The sequence below is a fragment of the Streptomyces sp. NPDC031426 genome, from assembly GCF_055581585.1.
Genome location: NZ_JBVIJE010000008.1, coordinates 414,187 through 436,952, shown reverse-complemented (window position 1 = coordinate 436,952; position 22,766 = coordinate 414,187). Strand labels below are relative to the sequence as shown.

19 protein-coding genes and 3 pseudogenes are annotated in these 22,766 nt (G+C 72.2%); 13 read left to right on the top strand and 9 right to left on the bottom strand.

Translation table 11 applies throughout. The features are described 5' to 3' along the window. From ACZ5NH_RS19905 to ACZ5NH_RS19885, 5 genes and pseudogenes are all read left to right on the top strand, one after another. Positions 1-182, top strand: a pseudogene (locus ACZ5NH_RS19905) (esterase); the annotation flags it as partial. 303 nt (positions 183-485) lie between these two features. Further along, positions 486-2,729, top strand: a complete 2,244-nt coding sequence (locus tag ACZ5NH_RS19900) for an RICIN domain-containing protein (protein WP_468776920.1) — start codon at positions 486-488, stop codon at positions 2,727-2,729. 627 nt (positions 2,730-3,356) lie between these two features. After that, positions 3,357-4,349: a dihydroxyacetone kinase subunit DhaK gene (gene dhaK / locus ACZ5NH_RS19895; RefSeq protein WP_468776918.1), complete on the top strand. Its 993-nt coding sequence runs from the start codon at positions 3,357-3,359 to the stop codon at positions 4,347-4,349. Positions 4,350-4,416: 67 nt separating this feature from the next. Next, entirely contained in the window at positions 4,417-5,022 is a 606-nt protein-coding gene (gene dhaL / locus ACZ5NH_RS19890) for a dihydroxyacetone kinase subunit DhaL (protein WP_468776916.1), read from the top strand. Continuing rightward, a complete protein-coding gene (locus ACZ5NH_RS19885; RefSeq protein ID WP_468776914.1) occupies positions 5,019-5,429 on the top strand; it encodes a PTS-dependent dihydroxyacetone kinase phosphotransferase subunit DhaM in 411 nt (136 codons plus the stop codon). Before dhaL ends, ACZ5NH_RS19885 begins: the two co-directional genes overlap by 4 nt. A 22-nt stretch (positions 5,430-5,451) precedes the next feature. Here the strand turns inward: ACZ5NH_RS19885 and ACZ5NH_RS19880 are convergent, their stop codons facing one another. Then, a complete protein-coding gene (locus tag ACZ5NH_RS19880; RefSeq protein WP_468776912.1) occupies positions 5,452-6,171 on the bottom strand; it encodes a glycoside hydrolase family 75 protein in 720 nt (239 codons plus the stop codon). A 431-nt stretch (positions 6,172-6,602) separates the two neighbouring features. Here ACZ5NH_RS19880 and ACZ5NH_RS19875 point away from each other — a divergent pair, with 431 nt between their 5' ends. Continuing rightward, positions 6,603-7,577, top strand: coding sequence for a fibronectin type III domain-containing protein (locus ACZ5NH_RS19875; protein WP_468776911.1), 975 nt, complete (start codon positions 6,603-6,605; stop codon positions 7,575-7,577). Positions 7,578-7,683: 106 nt separating this feature from the next. Next, positions 7,684-8,223 carry a hypothetical protein gene (locus ACZ5NH_RS19870; RefSeq protein ID WP_468776909.1) on the top strand — a complete coding sequence of 180 codons (540 nt, stop codon included), beginning with the start codon at positions 7,684-7,686 and terminating at the stop codon, positions 8,221-8,223. A gap of 20 nt (positions 8,224-8,243) precedes the next feature. Here ACZ5NH_RS19870 and ACZ5NH_RS19865 read toward each other — a convergent pair whose 3' ends face one another. The 4 genes from ACZ5NH_RS19865 to ACZ5NH_RS19850 all read right to left on the bottom strand — a co-directional run bounded on the left by ACZ5NH_RS19865 (position 8,244) and on the right by ACZ5NH_RS19850 (position 12,478). Further along, positions 8,244-8,792: a PadR family transcriptional regulator gene (locus tag ACZ5NH_RS19865; protein WP_468776907.1), complete on the bottom strand. Its 549-nt coding sequence runs from the start codon at positions 8,790-8,792 to the stop codon at positions 8,244-8,246. Positions 8,793-8,823: 31 nt separating this feature from the next. Then, positions 8,824-10,839: an NADPH-dependent 2,4-dienoyl-CoA reductase gene (locus ACZ5NH_RS19860; protein WP_468776905.1), complete on the bottom strand. Its 2,016-nt coding sequence runs from the start codon at positions 10,837-10,839 to the stop codon at positions 8,824-8,826. A 281-nt stretch (positions 10,840-11,120) separates the two neighbouring features. Next, positions 11,121-11,492 carry a hypothetical protein gene (locus ACZ5NH_RS19855; RefSeq protein ID WP_351545904.1) on the bottom strand — a complete coding sequence of 124 codons (372 nt, stop codon included), beginning with the start codon at positions 11,490-11,492 and terminating at the stop codon, positions 11,121-11,123. Between the two features lie 104 nt (positions 11,493-11,596). After that, positions 11,597-12,478, bottom strand: a complete 882-nt coding sequence (locus ACZ5NH_RS19850; protein ID WP_468776903.1) for a hypothetical protein — start codon at positions 12,476-12,478, stop codon at positions 11,597-11,599. A gap of 313 nt (positions 12,479-12,791) precedes the next feature. On the opposite strand from ACZ5NH_RS19850, the gene ACZ5NH_RS19845 reads away from it, so the two are divergent. Next, positions 12,792-14,870 (top strand): SpoIIE family protein phosphatase, encoded by a 2,079-nt coding sequence (locus ACZ5NH_RS19845; protein WP_468776901.1) that lies wholly within the window; start codon positions 12,792-12,794, stop codon positions 14,868-14,870. A 3-nt stretch (positions 14,871-14,873) separates the two neighbouring features. Here the strand turns inward: ACZ5NH_RS19845 and ACZ5NH_RS19840 are convergent, their stop codons facing one another. Next, positions 14,874-15,668 carry a putative protein N(5)-glutamine methyltransferase gene (locus tag ACZ5NH_RS19840; protein ID WP_468776899.1) on the bottom strand — a complete coding sequence of 265 codons (795 nt, stop codon included), beginning with the start codon at positions 15,666-15,668 and terminating at the stop codon, positions 14,874-14,876. Between the two features lie 224 nt (positions 15,669-15,892). On the opposite strand from ACZ5NH_RS19840, the pseudogene ACZ5NH_RS19835 reads away from it, so the two are divergent. Beyond that, positions 15,893-16,468, top strand: a pseudogene (locus tag ACZ5NH_RS19835) (hypothetical protein); the annotation flags it as partial. After that, positions 16,434-17,236, top strand: a pseudogene (locus ACZ5NH_RS19830) (vWA domain-containing protein); the annotation flags it as partial. The pseudogenes ACZ5NH_RS19835 and ACZ5NH_RS19830, both read left to right, overlap by 35 nt. Before the next feature lie 86 nt (positions 17,237-17,322). On the opposite strand, the gene ACZ5NH_RS19825 reads toward ACZ5NH_RS19830, so the two are convergent. Beyond that, the gene (locus ACZ5NH_RS19825) at positions 17,323-18,411 is read right to left on the bottom strand and encodes an ABC-2 transporter permease (RefSeq protein ID WP_468776897.1); all 1,089 of its coding nucleotides are present in this window, start codon (positions 18,409-18,411) and stop codon (positions 17,323-17,325) included. A 126-nt stretch (positions 18,412-18,537) separates the two neighbouring features. Between ACZ5NH_RS19825 and ACZ5NH_RS19820 the strand changes: the two genes are divergently transcribed. After that, positions 18,538-18,954 (top strand): MarR family winged helix-turn-helix transcriptional regulator, encoded by a 417-nt coding sequence (locus ACZ5NH_RS19820; RefSeq protein WP_388629230.1) that lies wholly within the window; start codon positions 18,538-18,540, stop codon positions 18,952-18,954. A 20-nt stretch (positions 18,955-18,974) separates the two neighbouring features. Here the strand turns inward: ACZ5NH_RS19820 and ACZ5NH_RS19815 are convergent, their stop codons facing one another. Next, complete coding sequence (locus ACZ5NH_RS19815) at positions 18,975-19,727, bottom strand: GNAT family N-acetyltransferase (protein WP_468776952.1); 753 nt, start codon at positions 19,725-19,727, stop codon at positions 18,975-18,977. 5 nt (positions 19,728-19,732) lie between these two features. After that, on the bottom strand, positions 19,733-20,656 hold the full coding sequence (locus tag ACZ5NH_RS19810; RefSeq protein WP_468776895.1) for an NADP-dependent oxidoreductase: 924 nt from the start codon (positions 20,654-20,656) through the stop codon (positions 19,733-19,735). 196 nt (positions 20,657-20,852) lie between these two features. Between ACZ5NH_RS19810 and ACZ5NH_RS19805 the strand changes: the two genes are divergently transcribed. Together ACZ5NH_RS19805 and ACZ5NH_RS19800 are read left to right on the top strand one after the other, a co-directional pair. Then, positions 20,853-21,458, top strand: a complete 606-nt coding sequence (locus ACZ5NH_RS19805) for a sulfite oxidase-like oxidoreductase (protein ID WP_388628510.1) — start codon at positions 20,853-20,855, stop codon at positions 21,456-21,458. A gap of 385 nt (positions 21,459-21,843) precedes the next feature. Continuing rightward, a complete protein-coding gene (locus ACZ5NH_RS19800) occupies positions 21,844-22,563 on the top strand; it encodes a ferredoxin reductase (protein WP_468776950.1) in 720 nt (239 codons plus the stop codon). Positions 22,564-22,766 lie beyond the last annotated feature (203 nt).

Sequence of the window (22,766 nt, the reverse complement as noted above, 5' to 3'; positions counted from 1 at the left end):
GCAGCAGGATCGGTGAGCACAATTACAAGGACACGCTCTCCTTCATCAAGAGCGTGCAGGACACGAACGTGACCAGGATTTCGTCGATCATCCTCGCGAGCGGCGGCCACAACTTCAACACCTGGCGGCGGGAGATCCCCGCCACCCTCCAGTGGCTCAGCTCACGGCTGGTCGCCCACTGAGCCCCCACACGACTGACGCCGCGCAAAGCCGGTGATGTGGCCGGGTTTTTACGGGGCGGGGGTCCCCCTTGGCTCCCCCGCCTGCCCCGGCCCCAGATAGGGGCTCGGCGTGGGAGTGCTCAGCATGCCTTCCCCCGGACGACGAGCACCGCATCAGCGGCTGGCGCGACTCCAACGACACGACGTTCCGACAGTCCATGGAACATAGTTCATGACTTTTCTTTCAACTTATATTGACGGTTCGTCGGGTGGCGCCTAACGTCCGATCAACCTCTCGCCCCGCAGGCGACCTAGGAGACACGCGTGGCAAACGTTCTCACTGTGCTCGTCCGAGCCCACCGTCATCGCAGACGCGCAACCGCCCTCACGGCTACGCTCCTGCTGCCGGCCGCCGCCGGCATCGCGCTGGTCTCGGCCCCGAGCGCCGGCGCCGCGACCATCCCCGCCACCCCCACCACCGTCGTCAACGCGAACAGCGGCAAATGTGTGGACGCGCGTGCCGCGGCCACCGGTAACGGCACCGCTGTGCAGCAGTACACCTGCAACGGCACCGGCGCCCAGTCCTGGCAGTTCACCGCGACCGACAGCGGCTACTACCGGATCGGGGTCGCCTCCGCGCCGAATCAGGTCTGGGACGAGACCGACGTCTCCACCGCCGACGGCGCCCTGACCCAACTGTGGCTCTACGGCGGCGGCGCCAACCAGCAGTGGCTGCCCGTCGCCGAGGCCTCCGGCACGTACCACTTCGTCAACCGCAACAGCGGCAAGTGCCTCGATGTGCCGTCCGCGTCCACTGCCGACAGCGTCCAGTTGCAGCAGTACACCTGCAACGGCACCGGCGCCCAGTCCTTCACGCTCACCGGCGGTCTGACCTCGCCGCCCAACACCCCGGACTTCGGCCCCAACGTGACGGTGTTCGACCCGTCGATGCCGACGTCCTCCATCCAGTCGAAGATCGACTCGGTCTACCGCACCCAGCAGACCAACGAGTTCGGCACCCAGCGCAACGCCCTGCTGTTCACCCCCGGCACCTACAACGTCGACATACCCGTCGGCTACTACACCCAGGTCTCCGGGCTGGGCCTGTCACCGGACCAGGTGTCGATCACGGGCGGCGGCGTGCACGTCGAGGGGCACACCAGCGACGGCAACGCCACCCAGAACTTCTGGCGTGACGCCGAGAACATGTCGGTGAGTCCCAGTTCGGGAAGCACCATGTGGGCCGTGTCGCAGGCGGACCCGTTCCGGCGCATGGACGTACACGGCAGCATGAAGCTGTGGGACGACACCCACGGCACCACCACCAACTGGTCCAGCGGCGGCTACATCGGCGACTCCCGCGTCTCCGGCCAGATCAACTCGGGAACACAGCAGCAGTTCCTCACCCAGGACACCGCCATGGACGGCGGCTGGACCGGGCACAACTGGAACATGGTCTTCGTCGGCGACACCGGCGCCCCGGCGACCAGCTTCCCCAATCCGCAGTACACCACCGTCGCCCAGAGCCCCGTGATGCGCGAGAAGCCGTTCCTCTACGTCGACGGCTCGGGCAACTGGCAGGTGTTCGTCCCGTCCGTCCGCACCGATGCGCAGGGCCCCGACTGGATCAGCGGTACCGCTCCCGGCACCTCGCTGCCGATCAGCCAGTTCTACATCGTCAAGCCCGGTGACACCGCCACGACGATCAACAACGCGCTCGCCGCGGGCCAGAACCTGATCGTCACTCCTGGCGTTTACCACCTGTCCGCCCCGCTGAACATCGCGCGCCCCGACACGGTGGTCCTGGGACTGGGCCTGGCCACCCTCGTGCCGGACAACGGCGTCACGGCGATCACGACCGCCGATGTCGACGGCATCGACATCGCCGGGCTGCTGATCAGCGCGAACACCACCAACTCCAGCACACTGCTGCAGGTCGGCCCGGCGGGCTCGACCGCCAGTCACACCGGCGACCCCATCGTGCTGCACGACGTGTTCTTCCGCATCGGCGGCGACATCGCCGGCAAGGCCACCCAGACGCTGGTGGTCAACAGCAACGACGTCATCGGCGACGACCTCTGGCTGTGGCGGGCGGACCACACCAACGGCGTCGGCTGGACGACCAACCCGGCCGCCAGCGGACTGATCGTCAACGGCAACGACGTGACCATGTACGGCCTGGCGGTCGAGCACTACCAGAAGTACCAGACCACCTGGAACGGCAACGGCGGCCGCACGTACTTCTACCAGAGCGAGACCCCCTACGACGTGCCCGACCAGTCCAGCTGGACCACCAGCGGAGGCGACCTCGGCTACGCCTCCTACAAGGTCGCCAACTCGGTCACCTCACACGAGGCGTGGGGGGTGGGTGTCTACGCCTACCTCCGCGACAACCCCTCCGTCGTGCTCGGCCATGCCATCGAGACACCCACCACGTCCACGGTGAAGTTCCACAGCATGGTCACCACGGTCCTGGGCGGTGCCGGCACCATCAACCACATCGTCGACGGCACCGGCAACCAGGTGACCCCGAGCAGCAACGTGGCCTACCTGGTCGGCTATCCGTAAGTCCGGCGCGGACCTGAGGGCACCCAGGAGAGAGGCCGGCATGGTCGAGAGGGCCCGGGCGGGGGACCGCCCGGGCCCTCTCGGCGGAGCGGAGCCAGGGCAAGGACGACGCCCCCCGCAACTGGCGTGAGACTGCGCATCCCGCCGGTGCCGATCCAGGCCAGTTCACTCGGGCGCATGCGGAACAAGGTCGAGGCCTCCACCATAAGTGCCACGCGCTGGGTACTTGTTCGTTCTTCGTCGCGTGCCAGCTCCGCCGCCGCGCCGTCGAGCGCCACATCCGAACGCCATGCCCGCGACCACCTCGCCTTCCTCGGCCTCGCCGCAGCCCTCTGCTGCTACAAACGACTCCTCGAACTCGTGACGCCCCGACCGTCCACGCATGGCTCACGAACCGCCACAATGCGTGAAAGCCGGCGGCCACAGGTGACCCTCGCTGGTGCAAGGTCGATACTGCCGATAGACGGGAGGACGTTACCCCGATCAGGGTGGCCCCAGTACCTGACCCCCCGTCACAAGCCGTCTCCGACCGCCACGAACCGCCAAGATCGAGAAAGGCCCTCCGTGCCGATGACCTGCGAAGACGCAGGCCCTGAAACCAAGTGCCAAGCTCCCGAGGAGACACCCATGAAGATGCTGATCAACGTTCCGGAGACCGTCGTGGCGGACGCGCTGCGCGGAATGGCGGCCGCGTGTCCCGATCTGATCGTGGACGTGGAGAACCGGGTGATCGTCCGCCGGGACGCTCCGGTGGCCGGGCAGGTGGCGCTGGTGTCCGGCGGCGGGTCGGGGCACGAGCCGCTGCACGGCGGGTTCGTGGGCCCGGGCATGCTCTCCGCCGCATGTCCCGGAGAGGTGTTCACCTCCCCGGTGCCGGACCAGATGGCGCGTGCCGCGGCGGCTGTGGACAGCGGCGCCGGTGTGCTGTTCGTCGTGAAGAACTACACCGGCGACGTGCTCAACTTCGACATGGCGGCCGAACTGGCCGAGGACGAGGGCATCCAGGTCGCGAAGGTGCTCGTCAACGACGATGTGGCGGTCACCGACAGCCTGTACACGGCCGGCCGGCGCGGCACCGGCGCGACGCTGTTCGTGGAGAAGATCGCGGGCGCCGCCGCGGCCGAGGGGCAGCCGCTGGAGCGGGTCGAGTCCATCGGGCGTCAGGTGAACGAGAACTCCCGGAGTTTCGGTGTCGCGCTCAGCGCCTGCACGACCCCGGCGAAGGGCAGCCCCACCTTCGATCTGCCGGACGGCGAGCTGGAGTTGGGCATCGGCATCCACGGCGAGCCGGGCCGGGAACGGCGGCCGATGATGACCTCCGGGGAGATCGCCGACTTCGCGGTGAACGTGATCCTGGAGGACATGCCACCGCGCAGCCCCGTGCTGGTACTGGTCAACGGCATGGGCGCCACCCCGCTGCTGGAGCTGTACGGATTCAACGCCGAGGTGCAGCGGGTGCTGCGGGAGCGCGGGGTGGCCGTGGCCCGCACGCTCGTCGGCAACTACGTCACCTCGCTGGACATGGCGGGCGCGTCGGTGACGCTCTGTCAGGTCGACGAGGAGCTGCTGCGGCTGTGGGACGCGCCGGTGCGGACTCCCGCGCTGCGGTGGGGGATGTGATACGGCGGACGAGGCGACCATCACCCGTAGCACGCCGGTCATCACCCCTACCACGCAAGGAGATCCAGTGCTCGACGCCGACTTCTTCCGCCGCTGGATGGCGGCGACCGCCGCGTCCGTGAACCGCGAGGCGGAGCGGCTCACCGCCCTCGACTCGGCCATCGGGGACGCCGACCATGGCAGCAATCTGCAGCGCGGCTTCACCGCCGTGCACGCCGCCCTGGAGAAGGAGGCGCCGGACACCCCGGGCGCGGTCCTGGTGCTCGCCGGGCGGCAGCTCATCTCCACGGTCGGCGGCGCCTCGGGGCCGCTGTACGGCACGCTGCTGCGCCGGACCGGCAAGGCCCTCGGCGAGGCCGCGGAGGTCAGCGAGGAGCAGCTGGCCGAGGCGCTGCGCGCGGGTGTGGACGGGGTGATGGCGCTGGGCGGGGCGGCCCCCGGCGACAAGACGATGATCGACGCCCTGGTGCCGGCCGTGGACGCGCTCAGCGACGGATTCGCCGCCGCGCGGGCCGCCGCCGAGGAGGGCGCGGTGGCCACCACCCCGCTGCAGGCCCGCAAGGGCCGGGCGAGCTATCTCGGCGAGCGCAGCATCGGCCACCAGGACCCGGGGGCGACCTCGTCGGCGCTGCTCATCGCCGGTCTCGAAGAGGCGGCGGAGGGCGGACGGTGAGTGACGAGAAGGTGGTCGGGATCGTGCTGGTGTCGCACAGCGCGGAAGTGGCCGCCTCGGTCGCCGAGTTGGCGAAGGGCCTGGCGGGCGGGGCCCCGGCGGTTCCCGTGGCCCCGGCGGGCGGCACCGAGGGCGGCGGGCTGGGCACCAGCGCCGAGCTGATCACCGCCGCGGCGGCCTCGGTGGACCGGGGCGCCGGGGTGGCGGTGCTCACCGATCTCGGCAGTGCCGTACTGACCGTGAAGGCGCTGATCGCCGAAGGTGAGGAACTGCCCGACGGCACCCGGCTGGTGGACGCGCCGTTCGTCGAGGGCGCGGTCGCGGCGGTGGTCACCGCCGCCACCGGGGCCGACCTGGACGCGGTGGAGGCCGCGGCGGCGGAGGCGTACGGCTACCGCAAGGTGTGACCCGGCCGTGGGAGCAGGCTGGTCATCTGTTCGCGACGAACAGCCTGGTCAGCCGCGCTCCCGCGGCGACGGCCGCCATGTGGTCCTCGATGCGGTGCACGCGGGAGTGCCTGAAGACGACGTAGGTGACCCCGGAGGGCGCCCCGCCGCTGCGCGGGTCGGCCCGGATGCCGAGGGCCCGGGCGGTGGCGTAGGAGGCCTCGCCGATGAGGTCGCGCGGACCGGTGTCGCCGACCACCGCGTACTGCACCCGGTCCCGGTAGATGACGGCGGCGACCGAGCCGCCCCGTACGCCGAGCTTGCGGGGGTTCCAGAGACGGCTGGGGGCCGGGACCACGATGTAGGGCAGAGTCTCGGCGTTCAGATGGCGGCCGTCGGACTGCTGGTAGGCGGTCATGGTGGCGAACTGCGGGTCGGTGCGGCGGTTGCAGCGGGCGGTGGACAGTCCGTCGCAGTCGACGTCCATGTCGGCCTTCCAGAAGACGGCGTCCTGGGTGCCGCAGACGGGCACGGTCGCGGGTCTGCCGGCGTCGGTGCGGTACCGGCCGCGGGAGATCTGGTGGCATTCGCCCAGCCGGGCCAGCAGGTCGGTGGCGGCCACCGCGCCCGCGCCGCGGGCCGCGGGCCGTTCCCAGGGCGGGACGGGGGCGGCCGGTACGTACAGCGAGGCCGGAAGGTGCAGTGCGGCCGGGGCGAGCAGGGCGACGCCGGCCAGGGCCGGCGTCAGCGACGGGAGACGCACGATGAGAGAACCCTCTCGTCGGGGACGGGCGGACATCCAGCACACTGTGGTGGCGGTCCGGGCGGCCGGGCGTACCGGCCGCCCGGAAAGGGCTGGATGGAGCACGCTTCTGACGCCTGATGAGGGACAAGAGGACGCTGCGGGACAACAGGGGCCGGGGATCGGGAACAAGTCCGCCCCCGATCCCCCGGCCACCCGCGTCGGCGCGGCTTCGGCGACGACAGCGTGTCCGCGCCAGCGGCATGAACTCCCCTGCTTTCTTGGGTAGTTCAGCCCTAGGGAAGCTCAGCATACGTAACTTCCCGGCATGGTCACCAACGCGGGCCCCCCAGGTCACCCGTGCGGCCCTCTTGCCGCGCCCGCACCGCCGCGCCATATTGGTCCGGACTTTTGCGTGATGCCCATGGCGCCGGCCCCGGGGAGGCAGAGCCGTGCGACGCGTTCCATGGCCGCTCGTGCCGGTCGGCGGTGCCCTGCTGCTGGTCGCGTCCTGCGCCTGGAGCCAGGCCGGCGAAGGCGACGAAGGCCTGGCGCCCGGCGCTCCCGACGGGGTCACCGCGCAGGCGGGCAGTGCCACCAGCGTGCACGTGATGTGGAACGCGGTGCCGGACAGCCCTGGCATCCGCACCTACGAGGTGTATCGCGGCACCACGAAGGTGGAGGACGTGCCGGGTTCGCAGCACATGGTGGACGTCACCAGCCTCAGGCCGTCCACCGTGTATGCCTTCACCGTGCGGGCCCGGGACACCGCGGGGCGGCTCGGACCGCCGAGTCGTACCGTGCGGGCGCGGACCCCGGCGAGGGTGGCGGCGGACCGCTCGGCGCCCACCCGGCCGTCGCATCCCGCCGGGCGGGTGCTCGGCGCCCGGGAGGTCCAGCTGTCCTGGGGCGCTTCCCGCGACGACCGGGGCGTGGTGTCGTACGACGTGTACCAGAGCGGGGCGAAGATACACAGCGTCGGCGGGAACCAGACCGCGACCGTGCTCACCGGACTGCGCCCCGGCTCCCGTTACGTCTTCACGGTGCGGTCCCGCGACGCCGCCGACAACCTCTCCCCCGCGAGTGTCCAGGTCCGCCTCACCACCCCGGGCACCGACGACGGCCGGAACACCGCCCCCACCGGCTTCACCGCGAAGACCCACCGGGCCGACGGAGCGTACTACCTCGACCTGGCCTGGGATCCGCCGCGCGCGGACGGCGTGATCGCCGAGTACCAGATCCAGCTCGACGGCACCGCGGCGACCTCGCTGGTGTGGGGCGGCACTCCCCCGCGCGGCGGGGCGACCTACAGCTTCTACGTCGGCCGGACCCCCGGGGACGAGCACCGGGTACGGCTGCGGGCACGGCTGCCGGACGGCACGTGGGGCGGCTGGTCTCCGGAGCTGACGGTAACGACGGAGGGCTGATGCGGAGGGCGCGGTCCATGGCGCCCTGCGCCGGCCGGAGGAAACCGTCACCTGACCGGCTGCCTCCCAGGTGCGCGCGCCCCCGCAGCCACGTTGGCTGCTGCCCATGCACACCTCGCGACTCCTCGTCCGCTCCGGTCTGGCCCTGGTGGCCGCCGCGGCGCTCCCGGCCACCCTCGCCGGGCCGTCCGCGGCGGCCTCGGGCATCTCCGTCAGCACCACCGGGTCCGGCGTCTCGGTGGTCACCGGCGCCTGCTCGGAGATCAACGGCAGCTGGGGCAACGCGGCCCTGCTCACCAGCAGGCAGGCGAACTTCTCCCAGGGCCGGCAGGTGCCGCTGACGGGCACGTCCGTCCGCCAGTCCGCGACCTGGTCGAAGGTGAAGCCGGGGACGTACACCGTGGTCGTGGTCTGTTCGAGCGGCAGCACCGCCGGCAGCCAGTCGGTGATCGTCTCGTCCGGATCGAAACCGACGATCTCCTCGACGGCCTCGCCGGCGCCCGCCCGGGGTGTGCTGGGCGGCCTGGGCGGCGCCGCCCGGGACTACGGCCCACTGACTCTGGGCATCGGCGCGGCCCTGGTGAGCACCGGAGCCATCGCCACGGGCTGGTATCTGCGCCGGCGTGCGAAGCCCTACCGGCTCTGACGCAGCGGCCGCGGACCGGCTCAGCCGCCCTCGGGTCGCAGTGCGGCGAACTCCGCCAGGGCATGGGTGAGCCACTGGGTCCAGAAGGTCTCCAGGTCGATGCCGGCCCGCAGCACGAGATGGCGCAGCCGGTCCTCGGGGGCGTCCCGGTCGGGCGGGAAGTCGCGCTTCTCGATCTCCTGGTACTCGGCCAACTGCCGTCGGTGCAGCTCCAGATGGCGGCGCAGGTCCGCCTCCAGGCCCGCCGTGCCGACCACCGCCGCGGCCCGCAGCCGCAGCAGGAGCGTGTCCCGCAGCGGCTTGGGGTCCTGCGCGGCGGCGGCCCAGCGGGCCAGTTCGGCGCGGCCCGCGGGCAGGACCTCGTAGCTCTTCTTCTGCCCACGGGCCGGCGCTTCCGCCGGCAGTGTGCGGATGAGGCCGTGCGCCTCCAGTCTCCCCAGCTCGCGATAGATCTGCTGGTGCGTCGCTGACCAGAAGTAGCCGATCGACTTGTCGAACCGGCGGGTCAGCTCCAGTCCCGACGACGGCTTTTCCAGCAGGGCGGTGAGGATCGCGTGCGGGAGTGACATGGCCTCATCCTAGGGATCGCCGGGCGGCGCCCTACAGCGCCGCCGCCAGCTCCGTGCCCTGCTTGATGGCCCGCTTGGCGTCCAGCTCGGCGGCGACGTCCGCGCCGCCGATGAGATGGACGCTGCGCCCGGCGGCGGCCAGCTCCTCGTACAGGTCGCGGCGCGGCTCCTGGCCGGTGCACAGGACCACCGTGTCGACCTCCAGCACCGTGCTCTCCTCGCCGACGGTGAGGTGCAGGCCCGCGTCGTCGATCCGGTCGTAGCGGACGCCCGGGACCATGGTCACGCCGCGGTGCTTGAGTTCGGTGCGGTGGATCCAGCCGGTGGTCTTGCCGAGGTCCGCGCCGACCTTGGTGGTCTTGCGCTGCAGCAGGTGGACCTGGCGCGGCGGGGTGGGCCGCTGCGGCGCGGCGAGGCCGCCCGGCGTCCGGTAGTCCATGTCCACGCCCCAGGCGCGGAAGTACGTCTCCGGGTCCTCGCTCGCCTTGTCCCCGCCGTCGGTGAGGTATTCGGCGACATCGAAGCCGATGCCGCCGGCGCCGAGGACGGCGACCCGGTCGCCGACGGACACGCGGCCCTGCAGCACGTCGAGGTAGCCGACGACGCGCGGGTGGTCGACGCCGGGGATGTCGGGGGTGCGCGGGGTGACGCCGGTGGCGACCACGACCTCGTCGTAGCCGGCCACGGTCTCGGCGGTGACCCAGGTGTCGAGGCGTACGTCGACCCCGTGCGCGTCGAGCTGGTGGCGGAAGTAGCGCAGCGTCTCGTCGAACTCCTGCTTGCCGGGGACCTTGCGGGCCACGTTGAGCTGGCCGCCGATCTCGCTCGCGGCGTCGAAGAGGGTGACCTCGTGGCCGCGTTCGGCGGCGCTCACCGCGCAGGCCAGGCCCGCCGGTCCCGCGCCGACGACCGCGACGCGCTTCTTCAGCCGGGTCGGGGAGAGCAGCAGCTCCGTCTCGTGGCAGGCGCGCGGGTTGACCAGGCAGGAGGTGATCTTGCCGCTGAAGGTGTGGTCGAGGCAGGCCTGGTTGCAGCCGATGCAGGTGTTGATGGCCTCGGGGGTGCCGGCGGCGGCCTTGGCGACGAAGTCGGGGTCGGCGAGCATCGGGCGGGCCATGGATACCATGTCCGCGTAGCCGCCGGCCAGCAACTCCTCTGCCAGCTCCGGGGTGTTGATGCGGTTGGTGGTCACCAGCGGCACGGACACCTCGCCCATGAGCTTCTTGGTGACCCAGGTGTAGGCGCCGCGCGGGACGGAGGTGGCGATGGTGGGGATGCGGGCCTCGTGCCAGCCGATGCCGGTGTTGATGATCGTCGCCCCGGCGGCCTCGACCGCCTTGCCGAGGGTGATCACCTCGTCCAGCGAGGAACCGCCCGGAACCAGGTCCAGCATGGACAGCCGGTAGATGACGATGAAGTCCTCGCCGACCGCCTCGCGGACCCGCCTGACGATCTCGACGGGGAAACGCATCCGGTTCTCGTACGACCCGCCCCAGCGGTCGGTGCGCCGGTTGGTCTGCGCCGCGATGAACTCGTTGATCAGATAGCCCTCGGAGCCCATGATCTCCACGCCGTCGTAGCCGGCCTGCCGGGCGAGGCGGGCGGCACGGGCGTAGTCGTCGATGGTGCGCTCGACCTCGGCGTCGGTGAGTTCGCGCGGCACGAACGGGCTGATCGGTGCCTGGAGCGGGCTGGGTGCGACGAGGTCCTGGTGATAGGCGTAACGCCCGAAGTGCAGGATCTGCATCGCGATCCGGCCGCCCTCGCGGTGCACGGCCTCGGTGACCACCTGGTGCTGCTCGGCCTCCGCCTCGGTGGTGAGCCTGGCGCCGCCCGCGTACGGCCGGCCCTCGTCGTTGGGCGCGATGCCGCCGGTGACGATGAGGCCCACCCCGCCCCGAGCCCGGGCCGCGTAGAACGCCGCCATGCGCTCGAAGCCGCGCTCGGCCTCCTCCAGGCCCACGTGCATGGAGCCCATCAGCACGCGGTTGGGAAGAGTGGTGAAGCCCAGGTCGAGCGGGGTCATCAGATGCGGGTAACGGCTCATCGGGCCCTCCGTGCGCGGTGTCGTCGCTTCTTGTTGTAGAGGAAACGCGAGCCTTTATGCAACTAGTTGCACAACCAGCGACGGGTGACGCCAACCACTTTGTACCTACTAGTATGTACAGTCAGGGCCGACCAATTACGGCGACCACCTGGGCGTGCGCAAGGACGACGGAGTGGTGTTCGTGGCACACGTCCGTCGACTGGCCCTTCGGCGACGGCAAGGCGCACTACGCCCCGGCCGACGCCGGGCCGGCCGGGGCACTGCCGTAGGGCGGGAGGGGGTCAGCGGCTGCGGAGCCGCAGATGCAGGTCCCTCTCCTGGTCGCCGGAGGCCGTACAGGTCTCCTCGACGGCGAACATCGAGTCCAGGGTGTGCCGGAACCGGTCCACGGCCCAGTAGCCGCCCTGGACGTCCGCCTGGACGGCCGCGTCGAGGTGGACCGGCGGGCAGCCCGGCCCCCGGGCGTCCGCGACGTCGTATGTGCCGAGCCACACCATCGGACGGACCTCGTGGAGCTGCTGAGGGATCTCGTCCGCGCCCCGGTCGGACGCGAAGCAGGAGCTCAGCGCGTCGAAGACGAGGCGCGCGTCCTCCTTGGAACCACTGATCTCCACCGTGACGGTTTCCGGATGCGACCGCTCCGTGTGTGCCATTGATCGCTCCTTTCGTGGCGCGCCGCGGTGCAAGGGAGTACCCCGCCGGACCGCGTCCACCCTCAGGAAAGCACCACCTGCCGGTCGGCACACCCCAGGCGGGTTCAGCCGCGGGAGAACTTGTACGTCTTGCTGTCCGTCAGGATGCAGAAACCCGGTGACATCACGATCACGCGCAGGATCCCGGTGCGGCGGTCGTAGTCGATGCCCTCCACCTCGAAGCTGCCGGAGCAGGAGCTGCGCAGCGGCAGCTGGCGCAGGGCGGTGACATGGCCGGTGACGTCCCCGGAACCGTTCGGCGGGGCCGACAGGTCGATCTGGAGCAGCGGCTTGGTCATGCCGAAGAGGCTGCCGTCGGGGTCGTCGGAGGAGCACAGCAGGGTGGTGGGACCGGAGAAGTCGCAGCCCTGGACGTCACGGACGGCATGGTCGAGGTCGACCGTGGAGACCTGCGGGAGGTTCGCCGAGGCCGAGGTGGACGGGTTGACGCCGGGGGTGGGGAAGACCAGCAGGCGGTTCATCGTCCCCCACTCGCCCGAGAGCATCCACTGGCCGTCGGGCGAGATCGCGTCCCAGGAGTTGTTCGGCGCCTCGCCTGGGCTGAGCGTGTGGACGTACTCCGACCAGGTGCCGTCGGGCGCCTGCACGCGGTACATCTTCGAGTTGCCGGAGTCCCGCTGGTAGGGCTCGATGTAGTAGCCGTTGTACGAGGCGTCGGGGTCGCCGACGTGGTTCCAGCCGCGCATGGAGACACCGAGGGGAATGGTGCCGATACCGGTGTACCGGTTGGGGCTGTTCGCGGGGACCTCCACGGAGGCCAGCCCCTGGCTCTCGTCCAGCGGTCGGGCGCGGTCGGAGCCGGTCTCCGTCCAGGTGTCGGCCGCGGAGGCGGGCGCGGGTGCGGTGAGGGACACGACGGCGGCGGTGGCGAGGGTGACGAGTCCGGCGAGGACTGCGTGACAACGTTGCCGGGCGGGCGCGGGCATGGCCGACTCCTCGGGCGGGGGGCGGGGCTGGGAACACTCGGTCGGCGGACAGTCTGGCGTGGCGCATTAGTCATGTACAGGCCAATGCAGCAACATGAGCGTGAACTCTCCCCGTCCGCCGAACGGGCGTGCAGGATGTCCGGGACAGGAGTTCGGCCCCGGCCTACGGGCTTCGACGGACGTGCACGGCTGTGGTGAGAGATGGTGGAGGTAACCGGCACGGCGTCGGAGAGTCGGGTGTGAGCTTGGTGGATCAAGGGGAGTCGGCACGGGGGACGGCGTGCCGTGCGGACGGGCGAAGGCGGTGCATGGCATGAGTGCAGCCGAGGCTCCGGTGGCGGAGGGCGGCGAGCCCGTGCGCGGGCCGGTGCGGCCGGGCGGACTGCTCGACGTGCTGGGCGTGGCGTCGGTGGTGCTGGACACCACCGGGCGGATCGTGCTGTGGAGCCCGCAGGCGGAGGAGCTGTTCGGCTACGGCGCGGGCGAGGCCCTCGGCCAGTACGCGGCCCGGCTCATGGTCCACGAACGACACTTCGAGCTGGTCGGCAAGCTCTTCGCCGATGTGATGCGCACCGGGCAGAGCTGGGCCGGCGGCTTCCCGATCCGGCACAAGGACGGCAGCACCCGCCTGGTGGAATTCCGCAACATGCGGCTGCTGGACGACCGCGGTGACGTGTACGCGCTCGGGCTGTGCGCCGATCAGTCGACCGTACGGCGTCTGGAGCAGGACGTGGCGCTGTCCGAGCGGATGGTGAAGCAGTCACCGATCGGCTACGCCGTCCTGGACACACAACTGCGGTACGTCTCGGTCAATCCGGCCCTGGAGAAGATCAACGGGGTGCCGGCCGCCGAGCACGTGGGGCGGACGCTGCGTGAGGTGCTGCCCATGCTGGACTCCGAGCCGGTGGAGACCGACGCCCGGCAGGTGCTGGACACCGGTGTGCCGGTCATCGACAACACGCTGGTCGGCCGTACCCCCGCCGATCCGGACGAGGACCACACCTGGGCCCATTCGCTGTACCGGCTCGAGGACACCATGGGCAATGTGCTCGGAGTCGCGGTCACGGTGGTCGACATCACCGAGCAGCACCGGGCCTCCATGGAGGCGGAGGCCGCCCGCCGCCGGCTCGCGGTCATCGCCGACGCCTCCGCCCGGATCGGTACGACGCTCGAGCTGGAGCGCACCGCCTGCGAGTTGGCCGAGGTCGCGGTTCCGGAGCTCGCCGACCTGGCGGCCGTGGATCTGCTGGACTCGGTGGTGGAGGGCCGGCGCAGCACGCTCGGGCCGTCGGAGTCGGCGGTGATCCGGGCCCTCGCGGTGCGTCCGCAGGACGGCTCGGACGCGGTGCTGGCCGCCGATCCGCCCGGCCGGATCGCGCGGTACGGACCCGACCGGCTGGTCACCGAGTGTGTGCGCTCGGGCGAGGCGGTGCTGGTGCCGCAGGTGAAGGACGAGGACCTGCCGCGCATCGGCCGCAGCCCCGAGGCGGCCGAACTACTGGGCCGCGCGGGGCTGCACTCGTATCTCGCGGTGCCGCTGATCGCGCGCGGCGAGGTGCTGGGCGCCCTGGATCTCAAACGCACCCGCAATCCGGCGCCGTTCGACGAGGACGACGTGCTGCTCGCCCGGGAGCTGGCGGCCCGCGCGGCCGTGCAGATCGACAACGCGCGCTGGTACCAGAACGCCCGCAACACCGCCCTCACCCTGCAGCGGAGTCTGCTGCCCAGCAGCCCGCCGGTGACGACCGGACTGGAGGTGGCCTCCCGCTACCAGCCCGCCGGGGCCACCAGCGAGGTCGGCGGCGACTGGTTCGACGTCATCCCGCTGGAGGGCGGCAAGACCGCGCTCGTGGTGGGAGATGTGATGGGCAGCGGACTCAGCGCGGCCGCGACCATGGGCCGGCTGCGCACGGCGACCACCACACTGGCCGCCCTGGACCTCGACCCGGCACTGCTGCTGGAGCACCTGGACAAGACGACGTCGGCCCTGGACCACTCCATCGCGACCTGTATGTACGCCGTGCACGATCCGCATCTGCGGCAGTGCCGGATCGCCAACGCCGGCCATCTCCCGCCGGCCCGTCTCCGCCCGGGCCGGCCGCCGGAACTGCTCGACCTGCCGACCGGTGTGCCACTGGGCGTGGGCGGCGTCGCGTTCTCCACCGTCACCGTCGACTTCGAGCCCGGCGACGAGCTGGTGTTCTACACCGACGGCCTGGTGGAGACCCGCAGCCACTCCCTGGACGAACGCCTGGACTCCCTGCTGTCCCTGCTCGACGACCCCGCCCGCCCCCTGGAGGAGACCTGCGACCTGCTGCTGCGGACCCTGCACCACCCCGACAACCACGACGACGTCGCCCTGCTCATCGCCCGGGCGCAGGAACTGCCCTGACGGTTACGGCAGTACGCCGATCACCACGTGCGCGGACAGCTCATCCGACACCGCCGTACGGGCCGTCAGACCCGCGTCGGCGAAGGCTCGTACGGCGGCCGGTGCCTGGCGTTCGCTGGTCTCGGTCAGCAGACAGCCGCCGGGTGCGAGCCACTCGGGCGCCCCGGCGGCCACCCGCCGCAGGAGGTCCAGGCCGTCGGCGCCGCCGTCCAGGGCGACGCGCGGTTCATGGTCACGGGCCTCGGCCGGCAGCAGGGGGAGTTCGGCGGTGGGGACGTAGGGCACGTTGGCGGTGAGGATGCCGACGCGGCCCCGCAACGCGGCGGGCAGGGCGTCGTAGAGGTCGCCCTGATGGACCCGGCCGTCGAAGGCGGCGAGGTTGCGCGCGGCACAGCGTACGGCGGCCGGGTCGATGTCGGCCGCGTGCACCTCGGCACCGTCCAGGGCGGCGGCGAGTGCCGCGCCGAGGGCGCCCGAGCCACAGCACAGGTCCACGACGACGCTCGCCCGCGGCGCCTGGGCCAGCGCCTGGTCGACCAGGAACTCGGTACGGCGGCGGGGGACGAAGACCTCCGGTTCCACCGTGACGCGCAGTCCGTGGAACTCGGCCCAGCCCAGGACGTGTTCGAGCGGGTGCCCGGCGGCGCGCCGTTCCACCATCGAGGCCGCCTCTTCGGGCGTGCGGGCGGTGGCGAGGATCAACTCCGCCTCGTCCTCGGCGAAGACACACCCGGCGGCGCGCAGCGCGGAGACAAGGGTGGCGGGAGAAGAAGAGGACAGGGGACCAGAAGAAGACATGGGGGGCGGAAAGCCTTTCGGACCGCGGGACTTCAGGGCGCTCTCGCGGTCACCGCTGCCGGTGCGCCGTCAGCGACCGGACGGCCACCCTACCCCAACGGGTGCGCCCGGTTCCGGGTGGGAAAAACGCCTGGCGCGGTGGCGAGCCGGGCGGCTACGCTCGCCGCGATGACGACTCACGCCTCGCAGAGATTGGGGGTCCCGTCCGCGCAAAGTGAGCGCTGATGCTCCCTTCCACCGCGCACGGGGACACCCGGCATTCCTTGTGGCTCCGCGTACGGACGTACGCCGTGCCACCGTCCATGATCGAGCTCGCCACCGGCCGCCGTGCCGCCGGGGACTGGGCGGGGGCCTGCGCCGCCGCCCGGATCGACGTCGACCTCGATCTGCGTTCCGTCGCCCGCGCCCACGGCCGGGAGATCGCGGCCCGGCTCCGCGCCGACCTCCGGCGTCTCACACCGGACCTGTTGCGCTGGCACATGCCGAGGATCGCGCCCGACGGGTTGCTGCGCCCCGGCCTGACCCTGACACTGGCCCGGTACGAGCGGCCCGGCAGGGCCGGCCCACTGCATCTCGTGGCCCGTACGCCGCCGGCCTGGGCGGATGCCGGCCAGCGGATCAGCCTCTCCCTGTTCGATCCGGCCGACCCGTCCGGACGCGGTCCGGGGGCGCCCCGAGCGGGCCCGCTGGGACGCCGCCTGGGCCTTGCTGGTGCGGGCGATGGAGACCGGGGCACCGGACGTGGTGGTCGTGCCGGCGACCACCCTGCGGGCCTTCCGGCTCCGGCCGCGCCTGGACCGGCTGGCCTGGCTGGACTGCGGCAGCGGCGCCGACGGGCTGGACCGGGGCTGGGAGCTGGGGCCGGACGGCGCGCACGGGCTGAGCGAGCAGGAGCGGGACGCGGTCCGGTTCCGGGTGGCGCAGGGCATCAAGGGAAGCCCGGGCGACGCACCACAGGGCTGGCGGCGGTGGGCGGAGGAGGTGTTCCATCCGCCGCAGCCATGGCGGCAGTTGCTGGGCTCGGCGGTGCGGTCGGCGGTCTCCGCTCCGGGCGTGGGCGAGGACTGCAGCTACGGCCGGCCGGCGCGGCGCTCGGCCGGGCTGCCCGGGATCGTCCTGCCGAGTCTGCGGCGCCGGCCGCCCCGGGTGTGCGCCGTCATCGACACCTCGGGGTCGGTCAGCGACGCGGAACTGGGCAGCGCGCTGCTGGAGGTGACCGCCATCTGCCGAGCCGTGGGCGGACGGCGGGACCTGGTCTCCGTGCTGTCCTGCGATGCCGCGGCCCGGACCGTGCAGCCGCTGTGCCGGACGGAGGGCATCGAGCTGGTGGGCGGCGGCGGGACGGATCTGGCACCGGGTTCGCCCGCGCGCTGCGGACCCGGCCCGACGCGGTGGTGGTCCTGACCGACGGTCAGACGCCGTGGCCCGAGGAGCGGCCGTCGTGCCGGACGGTGGTGGGGCTGTTTCCGCGGGCCGGTGGGTCGTACGACGGGGATCGTCCCGACTACCGGCCGGACTCGCCCCCGGCGTGGGCGCGAGTGGTGACGATGGGGTCGGCGGCGGGATGACAGGCCGGACCGGGGCCCGTCCGACGACATGCCGGCAGGGAGCCCGCCCGTCGCCGGGCCCGCTCCCTGTTCCGGGCGGCACCGGGTCAGACGCCGACCGTCTCCTCGACCTCCTCCTCGGCCGCCCGCGCCGCCTCCCGCTCGGTCGGTGCCACGGCGGGCGGGGCAGCCGGCTCGGTCGCGGTCGCGGTGCCGGGGTGCCCGACCGCGTGCCGGGCCTGCCGGGGCCGCTCGTACAGGGCCGCGATCCCGGTCACGACCAGGCCCACCAGCAGCCAGACGCCGAGGGTCCACACGTTGCGTGCGAGGCCGTCGTCGCCGAAGTACAGCAGGCTGCGCGCGCCCTCGACGAATCCGGCGCCGTTCCAGAAGGCGTGCAGCGTACCGAAGAAGCCGTTCTGCAGCTCGGGCCGGAACAACCCGCCGGAGCTGGTGAAGTTGAGCATCACGAACAGCACCATCATGGTGAGCGTGGTCCACCGCTTCAGGAAGGTGTGCAGTCCGACGCCGATGAAGAGGATGCCGGCCGAGTACAGCCAGGCCATGCCCCAGACGCCCGCGAGGTCGTGGTGGGCGAGGTGGAACACCGGTCCGGCGAGCAGCGCTCCAATGCCGCCGACCACGGCGGAGACGCCGAGGGTGAGCAGCGCCCGTACCCGCATGGAGAGGGCGGCGCCCGCGGCGCCGAGCGCGGCGACCGAGGCGTAGGAGCCGATGCTGAGGGCGATGAGCAGGAAGAACAGGCCCTGCCCCGTGGGATCGTCGGCGACCGGCTCGGCCACGTCGGTGACCTGCAGCGGCACGCCCTCCTTGGCGGCGACCGGCGTGAAGACCTTCTCGACCGCCGTCGCGCCCATGTCGGAGGCGGCGCTGGCCACCAGCAGTTCGGGCGCCTTGGCGCTCGGCACGTAGGCGCCGGTCACATCCCTGGACTTCAGCAGGTGGACGGCGTCGGCACGGGTCGCGACCGTGCGGACGTCGAGCTTGTCCCCGGCGGTGTCCTTGACCGTCTGCGCGAAGACCTTCGCCTGCGGGGCACTGCCGACGACGGCGACCGGCAGGTGGTGCGGCTCCGGGGTCACGAAGGCCCCCATGTACGCGAGCCCCATGCCTATGCACATCAGCAGCGGGGTGATCAGGTGCGTGAGCACATGGCGCAGTGCGGGCGACCTCATCGCGCGCGACCTCCAGGTAGTTGGCTTATACAACTCTCACATCAAGTTGTACTATACAACTAGAACGCCGGAGGAGGTATTCCCGTGAGCGCAGCGGAGTCGGCCGTGGAGACGATCCAGCGCGAGATGACCATCTTCGCCCGCCGGGCCCGGGCCTCGGCGGGCCGTATGCACCCGGAGCTGTCCCTGGTGTCGTACACCCTGCTCGGCCATCTGGAGGAGCAGGGCGGCTGCCGGGCGACGGATCTCGCCGCCCATTACGCGCTCGACAAGTCCACGGTCAGCCGCCAGGTGGCCGCGCTGGAGCGGGCCGGGCTGATCGAGCGCCGCCTCGATCCGGAGGACCACCGGGTCCAGGTGCTGCATCTGACGGAGGGCGGCCGGGACATCCTCGCCCAGGTCACCCGCAGCCGCCGGGCCGCGTTCCGCGAGCGGCTCGCCGACTGGCCGGAGGAGGACCTGATGCGCTTCGCGGCCTACCTGGAGCGGTACAACGCGGGTCCGGGCGAGACCGGGGCCGACCGACCGCCGGCCCCGGGATGACAGCGCACCGGCCGCGATGGCTACGCCACCGGCACCGCGGCCCGCTCGTCGGCCAGCCGCTCCGGGGCGCGCGCCGCGAGGAAGGCCGTACGGCGGCGAAGCCGGAAGCCGAGGGACTCGTACAGCCGGATCGCGCCGGTGTTCTGGGCGCTCGTGTGCAGGAAGGGCGTCTCGCCGCGCTCCCGTATGCCGTGCGCGACCGCGAGGATCAGCCGGGTGGCGAGGCCTTCGCCGCGGAAGGCGGGGTCGGTGCAGACCGCGCTGATCTCGGTCCAGCCCGGCGGGCGGAGCCTCTCCCCCGCCATCGCGATCAGCGCGCCGCCGCGGCGGATGCCGAGGTAGGTGCCGAGTTCGACGGTGCGCGGCAGGAACGGTCCGGGCCGGGTGCGGTCCACGAGATCGAGCATCTCGGGCACGTCCGCAGGCCCGAGGCGCACCGCCTCCGCGTCCGGCGCGGCGGCCAGGCCGTCGTCCACGAACTGCACGCCCTCGATGCGGAAGGTGATCTCCCAGCCGTCCGGTACGTCGCCGCAGTACCCGGCCAGCGGGATCTCCGCGCCGGAACCGGCCAGCGCGGCCAGGTCGGCCCAGTCCCGCGCGTCCGGTTCGTCGGGCAGCGCCAGCCAGGGAGAGACGTCGACGGGGTAGCGCAGCACCCGGCCACGCCGCTCGGCGAAGCGGGCGTGCGGACCGGTCAGGGAGGCGAAAGCGGGGTTGTCGAGGACGTGCTGGCCGTCGGCGGCGGGCCCGTCGCCGACGGCCGCTCCGGCTATGACGCTCACGCGGCCACCTCGATCACGATCTTGCCGAGGGCGTGCCCGTCCTCGACGGCGCGCAGCGCCTGGCCGGCCTGCTCCAGCGGGAAGGTGCGGGTGATGTGCGGCTTCAGGGCGCCGCGTACGGCGAGGTCGGCCACCGCCTCGAGCACGGCGGCGGTGCGGACCCGTCTGACGGGGGCGCCGCCGAGTGCGGCCGCGGCCTGCTGCGGCGAGCCCGCGGTGACCAGCTTGCCGCGGTCCTTCAGCAGTTCGGCGGCCTCGGTGAGCACCGGCTCGCCCACCAGGTCGTACACCCCGTCGATGCCGTCCGGCGCGGCGGCCCGCACCCGCTCGGCCAGGTCGGGTCCGGAGGGCACGTGCACCGCGCCCAGCGACTCCACGAACTCCCTCTTGCCCTCGCTCGCCACGCCCACGACCCGCAGTCCGAACGCCCGGGCGATCTGCACGGCCGCGGTCCCGACGCCGCCGCCCGCGCCCGTCACCAGCAGGGTCGAGCCGCCGGGCAGGTCGAGCTGGCGGACGCCGTCGTAGGCGGTCGCGGCGGCGACCGGGAGGGTGGCGGCGTCACGGAAGGACAGCGCGGCGGGTTTGTGGGCGGTCACGTCGGCGGTGAGCAGGGCGTACTCGGCGAATGCGCCACGGGCGGCACTGCCGAACACCTCGTCGCCCACGGCGAAGCCGGTGACTCCCGGGCCGACCTCCTCGACGACGCCGGCGGCCTCGCTGCCGAGGACCGTGGGAAAGACAGGCTCGCCCTCGCCGGGGCGGCGGAAGCCCTGGCGCAGCTTCCAGTCGACGGGATTGACGCCCGCCGCGCGAACCGCGATCAGGATCTCGCCGGGGCCCGGACCGGGGCGGTCGAGGTCGATCAGCGCCTCGGTCTCCGGCCCCCCGTGCCGCGTGTGGACATACGCCTTGGACATGCTGTTTCCCTCGCTTCTCTCGCCCTGCCACCGGTGTACCGGTGTACCGGTGTACCGGTGCCGGCATCGAGGGCAAAGGAGAAGCGCCGCAGAGCTATTCCCGTGGCCCGAAAGAGTTCATGCGGCCGCCATCATCCGGGCGTGAGGGGCGATGACCAGGGACGGAGCACGCGGAACGACCACGTACGGTTGAAGGATGAACGTAACGCGAGGCTTCACGGGCCGTCCGCGCGTCCACAACCCTGGGCTGCCGCCCGGGCAGTACGACGCGCGCGAGGAGTGGCCGGTCCTGTCCGCCGAGGTCACCCCCGACCTCGCACCGGCCGACTGGTCCTTCCGCATCGACGGCCTGGTGGAACAGCCGCACAGCTGGGACTGGGACGCGGCGCACGCGCTGCCGGCGTCGGCGTACGACGGCGACATCCACTGTGTGACCGGCTGGTCGAAGTTCGGCGTGCGCTTCGGCGGGGTCTCGCTGGACGCGTTCTTCCATGTGGTGCGGCCACATGTGTCCGCCACCCATGTGCTCGCCCGCTCCCACACCGGCTACACCACCAACCTGCCGCTCGCCGACCTCACCGGCGGGCGGGCCTGGATCGCCTGGGAGTACGACGGCAAGCCGCTCCCGGCCGAGCACGGCGGCCCGGCGCGGCTGCTGGTGCCCCATCTCTACTTCTGGAAGAGCGCCAAGTGGATCGCCGGCCTGACACTCCTCGACCACGACGAGCAGGGCTTCTGGGAACGCAACGGCTACCACGAACGCGGCAATCCCTGGCAGGAGCAGCGGTACTCCGGTGACTGACACGGTGACGACGAACCCGGGCAACCACGCCACACGCCCGGAACCAGGGATTCCGCCCGTGCCTCGGGCCCTGGCCCCGGCCACCGGCGCCACGGCACCGGAAGCAGCCGGCTGCGCGCCGGACGAGTGCGCCCGCGCTGCGGCCCCGGGCCCGGCCGTCCCCGCGGACCCGACCGCCGGGGCGGCAACCGGGAACCTGGAAGCTCCACTCCCGGACACGGCCACCCCCTCCCCGCGCCCTGAGCCGATCGGACCGGCGGCGGCCCCCGGCCTCGCTGCCCGCTCGCAGGACGCGACCGCCATCACGGCCCCGCTCCTGGCCGCGGCCTCCCTCCCCCCGGGCCTCCCGTCCCACGGCGCCGCCGTTGCCGCGAGGCGTTTCGCGGTGCCCGGACGCATCGCCGTGAGCGATCAGGTGGCGGCCGTGTGGCAGATCGCCACGGTGACGGAGATCCGGCGGGAAACGCCGCACGCTGCCACCTTCCGGCTGGCGGTGCCGGGCTGGGCGGGGCATCTGCCCGGCCAGCACCTGATGCTGCGGCTGACCGCGGCGGACGGGTATGTGGCGCAGCGGCACTACTCGATCGCATCGGCCCCGGACGACTCCGGGCACATCGAGCTGACCCTGGACCGGGTACCGGACGGCGAGGTCTCCGGCTGGTTCCACACGGTCGCCCGGCCCGGGGACACCGTCGAGGTGCGCGGGCCGCTGAGCGGTTTCTTCGCCTGGCCCGGCGACCGGCCCGCGCTGCTGATCGGCGCCGGCTCCGGGATCGTCCCGCTGATGTCGATGGTGCGGCACCACCGCAGCCGCGGTCTCACCGTGCCGCTGCGCATGCTGGTGTCCGCGCGCAGCCCCGAGGAGCTGATCTACGCGGCCGAGCTGGGCGCGGAGACGACGCCCGTCTTCACCCGCAGCGCCCCACAGGGGGTGCCCGTGGGACGTATGGCAGCCGCACATGTGGGGCCGCTCCTGGCCGAGCAGCCTCCCTGTGGGTGGGAGGCCTATGTGTGCGGATCCAACGGGTTCGCGGAGCACGCGTCCCGGCTGCTGGTCGCGGCGGGCCAGCCCGTGGACCGGATCCGCATCGAGCGGTTCGGCTGACCCTCCGGGTCGCGCGCTGAGGTCGTTCGCGCAGCGGTGGGGCGCATGGCGCGTTCCGTGCTCCAAGTGGGCTTGAACCCGCGGTTCGCGGCGCGAGCGAGGTGCTCCGTACTCCGTACGGGGTACGAGACGGGTGTGGACGCTCGTGTGCGTGAGCGGCGGAGGGGGGCGACGAGTCCGGGCCTCATGGACCGGCTCGTCGG